This window comes from Ectothiorhodospira haloalkaliphila ATCC 51935 (genome assembly GCF_000633935.1).
GTDB classification, from domain to species: Bacteria; Pseudomonadota; Gammaproteobacteria; order Ectothiorhodospirales; family Ectothiorhodospiraceae; genus Ectothiorhodospira; species Ectothiorhodospira haloalkaliphila.
This window is the reverse complement of sequence record NZ_KK214998.1, coordinates 1,701,713-1,708,296: the sequence shown is the minus strand read 5'-3', so window position 1 is coordinate 1,708,296 and position 6,584 is coordinate 1,701,713. Positions and strand designations below refer to the sequence as shown.

Annotated in this window: 8 protein-coding genes and 2 pseudogenes; 7 read left to right on the top strand and 3 right to left on the bottom strand. The window is 64.9% G+C overall.

From position 1 onward, the window contains the following. Positions 1 to 233: FAD-dependent oxidoreductase (locus tag ECTHA_RS18675; RefSeq protein WP_156946855.1), on the bottom strand; the 233-nt coding region annotated here is incomplete at its 3' end. Positions 234 to 482: 249 nt separating this feature from the next. On the opposite strand from ECTHA_RS18675, the gene vapB reads away from it, so the two are divergent. Next, positions 483 to 713 carry a type II toxin-antitoxin system VapB family antitoxin gene (gene vapB, locus ECTHA_RS0115750; protein WP_025280287.1) on the top strand — a complete coding sequence of 77 codons (231 nt, stop codon included), beginning with the start codon at positions 483 to 485 and terminating at the stop codon, positions 711 to 713. An 8-nt stretch (positions 714 to 721) separates the two neighbouring features. Further along, positions 722 to 1,123 carry a type II toxin-antitoxin system VapC family toxin gene (locus tag ECTHA_RS0115745; protein ID WP_029762163.1) on the top strand — a complete coding sequence of 134 codons (402 nt, stop codon included), beginning with the start codon at positions 722 to 724 and terminating at the stop codon, positions 1,121 to 1,123. 42 nt (positions 1,124 to 1,165) lie between these two features. Here ECTHA_RS0115745 and ECTHA_RS0115740 read toward each other — a convergent pair. Next, positions 1,166 to 1,600 (bottom strand): annotated as a pseudogene (locus tag ECTHA_RS0115740) (FAD-binding domain-containing protein); the annotation flags it as partial. Between the two features lie 229 nt (positions 1,601 to 1,829). On the opposite strand from ECTHA_RS0115740, the gene ECTHA_RS0115735 reads away from it, so the two are divergent. Genes ECTHA_RS0115735 through ECTHA_RS18670 form a run of 4 tightly spaced genes read left to right on the top strand, consistent with a single transcriptional unit; the run spans position 1,830 to position 4,826 of the window. Beyond that, positions 1,830 to 2,426: a hypothetical protein gene (locus ECTHA_RS0115735; RefSeq protein ID WP_026623440.1), complete on the top strand. Its 597-nt coding sequence runs from the start codon at positions 1,830 to 1,832 to the stop codon at positions 2,424 to 2,426. A 45-nt stretch (positions 2,427 to 2,471) separates the two neighbouring features. Further along, the gene (locus tag ECTHA_RS0115730) at positions 2,472 to 3,815 is read left to right on the top strand and encodes an IS481 family transposase (protein WP_025283053.1); all 1,344 of its coding nucleotides are present in this window, start codon (positions 2,472 to 2,474) and stop codon (positions 3,813 to 3,815) included. A gap of 4 nt (positions 3,816 to 3,819) precedes the next feature. Further along, the gene (locus ECTHA_RS0115725; protein ID WP_025283052.1) at positions 3,820 to 4,620 is read left to right on the top strand and encodes an ExeA family protein; all 801 of its coding nucleotides are present in this window, start codon (positions 3,820 to 3,822) and stop codon (positions 4,618 to 4,620) included. Further along, positions 4,617 to 4,826: a hypothetical protein gene (locus ECTHA_RS18670; RefSeq protein ID WP_025281226.1), complete on the top strand. Its 210-nt coding sequence runs from the start codon at positions 4,617 to 4,619 to the stop codon at positions 4,824 to 4,826. Before ECTHA_RS0115725 ends, ECTHA_RS18670 begins: the two co-directional genes overlap by 4 nt. Before the next feature lie 163 nt (positions 4,827 to 4,989). Here ECTHA_RS18670 and ECTHA_RS18665 read toward each other — a convergent pair. Further along, positions 4,990 to 5,826: pseudogene (locus tag ECTHA_RS18665) on the bottom strand (FAD-binding domain-containing protein); the annotation flags it as partial. 253 nt (positions 5,827 to 6,079) lie between these two features. Here ECTHA_RS18665 and ECTHA_RS18660 point away from each other — a divergent pair. Continuing rightward, the coding region (locus ECTHA_RS18660; protein WP_169738293.1) for a deoxyribodipyrimidine photo-lyase at positions 6,080 to 6,584 on the top strand (505 nt) is incomplete at its 3' end.

Here is a 6,584-nt window from a genome sequence, read left to right as displayed (position 1 = left end):
TGGCGCAGGTCCTCGACGAACTCTTCCACCGTATAGCGGCCAGGGAAAAGGGCCGAGGGCGCCTCATGGGCAATGCGCAGATTGCGGGAATGGCGGGAGTTGCCGCCCCGCTGATACGTCGGCGCGCGGTCCACCATCTGCACCGTGGCCCCGTGTTCACGCGCCGAGATGGCGGCACACAGGGCCGTCAGGCCACCACCGATCACGAGGACATCATGGGTGTGTGAGGGCATTGTGGAGGTCGTTGAATGGGGCGTTATCGATATCCGCGGGGGCACGGGACGTGTTGTACAGCATATGGGGGCTGGGGGCGAGGGTCTGCGGGTGCCGGCTCTCGCATCCGGTCGCTCAGGGGCCCCAGATGTTTCTTGAAGACAACCCGTCGATGCGAGGAATGCTCGGTTGATCAGCATATGCCTTGCATATCTCTAATCCGGCTACTACATTGACATATGTAAAGCATATGCTTGGAGGTGCCAAAGATGCGTACCGTGTCAATTTTCAGGAACGGTAAGAATCAGGCAGTTCGCCTGCCCGCCGACATGGCCTATGACGGCATTGGGGAGCTGGAAATCACGAAGGAGGGTGACGTGATCACGCTTCGCCCCGCGCGACCTTCCTGGACGTCTTTGCATGGCCTACCAAAGGCTGACGACGACTTCCTGAAAGATCGGCCTACTGTCGTTGGCGATGAGGGCAGGTTCCATCTGTGACGACCTATATGCTCGATACCTGTATCTGCTCGTTCATCATGCGAGAGCACCCGGCCTCGGTGATCCAGCGGTTGGCGGCTGAAGTTGAGGCGGGGAACCGGATCGTTGTATCTGCCGTGACTTACGCAGAGATGCGTTACGGGCAGATCGGCAAGAAGGCGTCAGCCAGGCACAGGATGCTGGTGGATGAATTTGTAAAGCGGCTCGATGCTGTGCTGCCATGGGATCAACGGGCAGTGGACGCCACAGTGGAAGTGATGCGCGAATTGAGCAAGTCAGGTACGCCCATCGGGCCGAACGATACGGCGATCGCAGGGCACGCGATTTCGTCTGCTTGCACGCTGGTCACTAACAACGTGCGCGAATTTGGCCGTGTTCCGGGCCTGGTTCACGAAGACTGGTGCGATTGAGGCAAAGGCGCTGACTGGAATGAAGATCGCTTGATGAGGACGTCATGGGTGTGTGAGGGCATTGCGGGCCAGGAGATCAGGGATCTCACGCTTGAAGCGGAAGAAACCGTGGGTGGCATGCGGCCAGGCCAGCTCATCCCATTCGCGGCGTAATGGGATGAGCTGGATTCCATCGGACGCCAACGCCGCAGCCACACGCTCGAGCGCATCGGCCATCGGTCCCACAGGCGCTTCCGGGGTGGCAATCACCCGAGCGTTGGCCTGGTCGCAGGCCTCGCGCAGGTTGTCGGCATCCAGGTGGGGCAATAAGCTTGCCGGTTGTTGCAGGGCGTTGCTGGCCCGCTGCGCGGCATCCTCGGCCAGCGCCGCGAACCAGTGGGCGGTCGCCTCCCCGAAGGGCCACGGGTCATCGGGATGACCCTGTCGGGCGACGGCGATCCCGCCCACATCGATTCCAGCGGGCTGTTGTTTCCCACCCCAAATCGCTGATCACCGCCTGATCTGAAGCGGATTATTTCCTCGTTGATAGAGCCAGCGTGGTGGCAGAGTGTGAGTCGGGTGTGAGGCGAAGTGCCCGGATTGATTCACCGGGCTGGCGGATCGGGGCGGACAGGGGCATGATCTGAGGCCAACCCATAAAAGTGGCCCGCCACGGTAGCCGCCGTGCGGGCCGGTGGCCGGTGTGCTATTGCGGTTGAGAACGCCTTTGACCGGCGAACAATACGTTACCCAGCAAGGCTGGTTGAAAGCAAGCCTGACGTGTTGTCCGCTGCATCCTGCCGGGGGCTGTGGCTTTGCCCGCCACGGCAGCTATGCGCGCAAGCGGCCTCGGGGGGCACGGATCGCCCGCTGGTATTGCCCGCAGGGGCACCGCACGTTTTCCCTGATACCTGATTGTCTGGCGGCCCGCTGGTCGGGGAAGCTACAGGCGGTGGAAGTGGCGGTGATGACCGCGGAGATCGCGCCCAGTCTGGTGGCGGCCGCCAGGATGCTGCGCCCCGAGATCGAGGAGGCAGGGGCGGTGCGCTGGGTACGCCGCCGCAAGGATGCGATAGACGATTGCTTGCACCGCCTCAGGGGACTGCTACTCGACCTGCTCACCGACTGCGCCCCCACCTTGACCGCCTGCCAGATCGCATTAGGTCAGACACCCTTGCTCCCCGCCCTGCGTGAGATTGCCGCGCCCTGGCTCGATCAGTTACCGCCGCCATTCGGTTTTGCCCACCGCTGCAGTGGCGGTGTGTCCACCTCCCCGTCGCGCCAACACACAATGGGCCCTGACCCGCCTGGCAGCGGGGCGTAGCGTCGTGGAGCGACCGTTTGGGTCGTTTTCCCCGGAGACGCTGCCATGCCCGATCCCTCTCATGACCTGCGCCACGAGATCGCCCTGTTCCGTTTCGGGCTGATCGCCGACCTGGTGCGTCGGCCGCCCGGCGCGCCCGGGCTCTATACCCAGCTCCATGCCATTGCCGCCCGCACCCATCAGATCCCTGGCAGCCATCGCACCCATGTGGCCGCCGAGACCTTGCGGGACTGGATGAAGAAGTACCGCCAGGGTGGCTTTGACGCCCTGCTGCCCAAGCCGCGCCAGGATCGTGGCCAGCCCCGGCGCCTGTCAGCGACCGTCACCGAGGCCCTGATCGCCCTGAAGGAGGAACATGCCTCCTGGTCCGTGCGCCAGGTGATCCGGCACCTGCGTGACAACGGCGCGGTGGACGCGGATCTGCCGCTGCCACCTTCCACGGTCCACCGCCTGTTCGTGCGTCATGGGCTGATGCAGCGCCAGGCCGAGGCCACTCATGACCAGGATCGCCGCCGCTTCGCCTTCGCCCGAGCCGGACAGCTCTGGTCCAGCGATGTCATGCACGGCCCCAGTGTCACCGTCGAAGGGCGCGTGCGCCGCAAGACCTATCTGATCGCCTTCATGGACGATGCCACCCGGGTGGTTCCCCATGCCGCCTTCGCCCTCTCGGAGAACACCCGCGCCTTCCTGCCCGTGCTGCGCCAGGCTCTGAGCAAGCGCGGACTCCCTGAACGCTTATACACTGACAATGGCGCGAACTACCGCTCCCATCACCTGGCCTTGGTCTGCGCCCGGCTGGGTATCGCTCTGATCCATGCGCGTCCCTACCGCCCTCAGGGGAAGGGGAAGATCGAACGCTTTTTCAGGACCTTACGCGCCCAGCTACTGAACACCCTCACCCCGGAGGATACCGCCAGCCTGGAGGCCCTCAACCGGCGCCTGTGGGCCTGGGTTGAGGGGGAGTATCACCACAACCCCCATCGCGGCCTGGACGGGATGACGCCCCTGGAGCGGTGGGCTCAGGACGGTGACCAGGTGCGCTATCTGGACCCGAGTCTGGATCTGGAGGATCTGTGCCTGTTCGAGGCGGTACGCAAGGTCCACAAGGACCGTACCGTCAGCCTCGACGGCGTGATCTACGAAGTGGATGCCGCCCTCATCGGCGAGCGCGTCACGCTGCGCTACGACCCCGGCGCCACCCGGCGCACCGTGCAGATCGTCCATCAAGGCCGGTACGTGGAAACCGCCAGGCCCGTGGACCTGTACGCCAACTGCTTCGTCAAGCGCAACACGCCCTCGCGCGAGGCCCGCAGTGAGGATCAGGGCCCGCAACCCAGCCCCTCGGGGATGCACTGGCGGGACTTCGATATCGAGGCGGGGGAGGACTGAGGCCATGTACCGCAAGCACTTCGGCCTGACCGCCTATCCCTTCGAACCCAGCGTGGCCAGTGAAGACCTGTTCGAGTCCCAGACCCTGCGCGAGGCCCAGGCCCGGCTCAGGCACCTGCTGCGCCTGCGGGGCATCGGCCTGCTCACCGGCGAGGCCGGCAGCGGCAAGACCACCGCCTGCCGACGCATCACCAGCACCCTGCACTCGGGACTCTATCGTACCTTCTACATCCCCCTGACCACCGGCAATGTCATGGACATGTACAAGTCCATCGCCTGGGAACTGGGCCTGCCCACCGAACGCAATCGCGCCAGCGCCTTCCGCCAGGTGCGCGCCGAAATCTCCCGGCTCACCCTGGAGAGCAAGCAACTGCCGGTCCTGATCATCGACGAGGCCCATCACCTGCGCAACGATGTCCTGGAGGATCTGCGCCTGCTCACCAACTACGCCATGGACTCCGATCCCCGTCTGTGCCTGCTGTTCGTTGGCCTCACCGAGCTGCGCCGGCGCCTGGGCATGGCCGTGCACGAGTCCCTGGCCCAGCGACTCGTCGTGCGCCATCACCTGGGGGGACTGAGCCGCGAGGAACTGCCCGACTACCTGGCCCACCGTCTGCGCCTGGTCGGCTGCGAACTGCCCCTGTTCGAGCCGGAGGCCATCGAGGCCCTCTATCAGGCCACCCACGGCATGCCCCGCCCTGTCGGCCGCCTGGCCCACTACGCCCTGACCTGCGCCGCCCAGCAACAGGTCCGCCAGGTCAGTGCCGAGCACCTGCAGACCGCCCTGGAGGAACTGCGACCATGAACCACCACCACACCCTCACCATCCCGCTGCCAGGCCACTGGACCCCGGAACAGGCTCTGGCCGTGTGGGAACTGCTGGAGATCCTCACCGAGCATATCGGCCAGCGCTACGACCTCGCCCTGCAGGAAGCCCTGGCCGCCGAGCGAGCGCCCTCCATCGACACCCGCCAGACCTCCCTGTTCGACGACGAGCAGGATCCCTTCTGAGTCCTTGCCCCCGGGCGCGAGTCACCCAAGGCTCGCGCCCCCAGCTTCCCGCATCCGTTCACCTTCCAGGAATCTTCCACCCGAGGGCATAATCCGGGAAAACACTCGGCCTGTAGCCAGGATCTGTGTGGGAAAAGGGGCGTGGAATAATCTGGGAAACAACAGCGGGCAATGCCTCATGACCGCCCAGGTCGTCGCCATGGAGCAAGAGCAATACCCGCTGCCCAGGGGGCAGTGTTGGCGGTGTTGGCAGAGGCGTGGGCGGTGGGGGGGATTCCTCCCGGATCGGGTGGGCCTCGGTGGCCAGGTTGTCGGGCCTGAAGCGATTGTCGGTATAACGGGCAATATTGTCGGCACGGGCCAGGTAGGTCTTGCCCGGAGTCTGGATGCCGGCGACCCATCGCCACCCCAGGGTGTTGGATGCCGGATCGGCATCGCGCAGATGGCGCAGAAAGAACTCGGCCCCGAGCGTCCAGGGCAATCCGAGCGTGAAGATCCAGATGGAGGCAAACCACATGCGCGCATGGTTGTGCAGGTATCCGGTCTGGACCAGCTCGCGAGCCCAGTCATCGAACCCTTCCACCGCGCTACGACCCTCCTGGGCCGCAGTGACCGCCGACCGCAGTCCCGCATCCTGTTCCAGGCGCGCCCTATCCGCCGCGAGTTCCCGCAGGAACGCCCGCCACACCTGCGGACGCATCTGCAACCAGCCCTTCCAGTAGGTGCGCCAGAACACCTCCTGGATGAACTTCTCGGCCCCCTCGGGGCTGTGCTGAGCCAGCACGGCCTGGAGCACCTGTCGTTCGCTCAGAACCCGATGCCGGATATACGGCGAGAGCATCGAGACATTGTCCCGCCGCCCCGGCCCGGCATCCCGATTGCGCTCCGCTGCATAGCGTCGCCCAGCACCCGGAACAAATGCCTGAAGGCGTTCCAGTGCGGCGGCATGGTTCGGAGGGAAGAGGTCGCTGTCGCGCAGGGTTTCGTGATGGTCAGCCATGGGTGTGTGCGGGCATTACGCGGGGCACTGAGGGCATGGAAGGAGTCCATTAGCCTCGCACCGGGGGTGTTTCAGCGCAACAGCGGATCCAGGGGTCGCGAGCTTCAGCGGCACAAACGCCCCTGGAGGCGGTCTATCGGACGATGCCGTCGCACGCTGCATGATCATCCATGCATGATGTTGCCACACAACCCGCGCACTGCCGCAGCCCCATCACCCGTGATCAGCGGCAATACGTGCAAGGAGATCCACAATGTCCGCCCCGATACACCTGGTCTGGTTCAAACGTGATCTTCGCGTCGATGATCATGTCCCGCTCTGCCAGGCAGCAAAGAATGGGCCCGTGTTGCCACTGTATATCGTGGAGCCGGGCTATTGGGATGAGCCGGATACCAGTCGTCGGCACTGGGGTTTCATTCGCGCCAGCCTGAGTGATCTGGACCGGGGCTTGCGCGAGCTCGGGCAACCGCTGATCGTACGTGAAGGAGAGGCCGGCACGGTGCTCGACCGGCTGTGCGAGGAACTGCCGATTGAGGCGGTCCATAGTCACCAGGAGACCGGTAATGGCTGGACCTTCAATCGGGATCGGGCGGTCGCCCGCCGACTGCGGGAGCGCGGCATCCCCTGGCATGAGTATCGTCAGCATGGCGTGGTTCGCCCGCTCCGTAGCCGCGATGGCTGGGCGGCGCAATGGGAGCAATTGATGGGCGAGCCTGTGGCCGCACTCCCCGAATCGCTCACACCCTGCCATGGGGTGG

Excerpts from the sequence above, each read along its gene's own strand:
- vapB (WP_025280287.1), top strand. The coding sequence starts at position 483 with ATGCGTACCGTGTCAATTTTCAGGAACGGTAAGAATCAGGCAGTTCGC.
- ECTHA_RS0115745 (WP_029762163.1), top strand. The coding sequence starts at position 722 with ATGCTCGATACCTGTATCTGCTCGTTCATCATGCGAGAGCACCCGGCC.
- ECTHA_RS0115730 (WP_025283053.1), top strand. The coding sequence starts at position 2,472 with ATGCCCGATCCCTCTCATGACCTGCGCCACGAGATCGCCCTGTTCCGT.
- ECTHA_RS0115725 (WP_025283052.1), top strand. The coding sequence starts at position 3,820 with ATGTACCGCAAGCACTTCGGCCTGACCGCCTATCCCTTCGAACCCAGC.
- ECTHA_RS18670 (WP_025281226.1), top strand. The coding sequence starts at position 4,617 with ATGAACCACCACCACACCCTCACCATCCCGCTGCCAGGCCACTGGACC.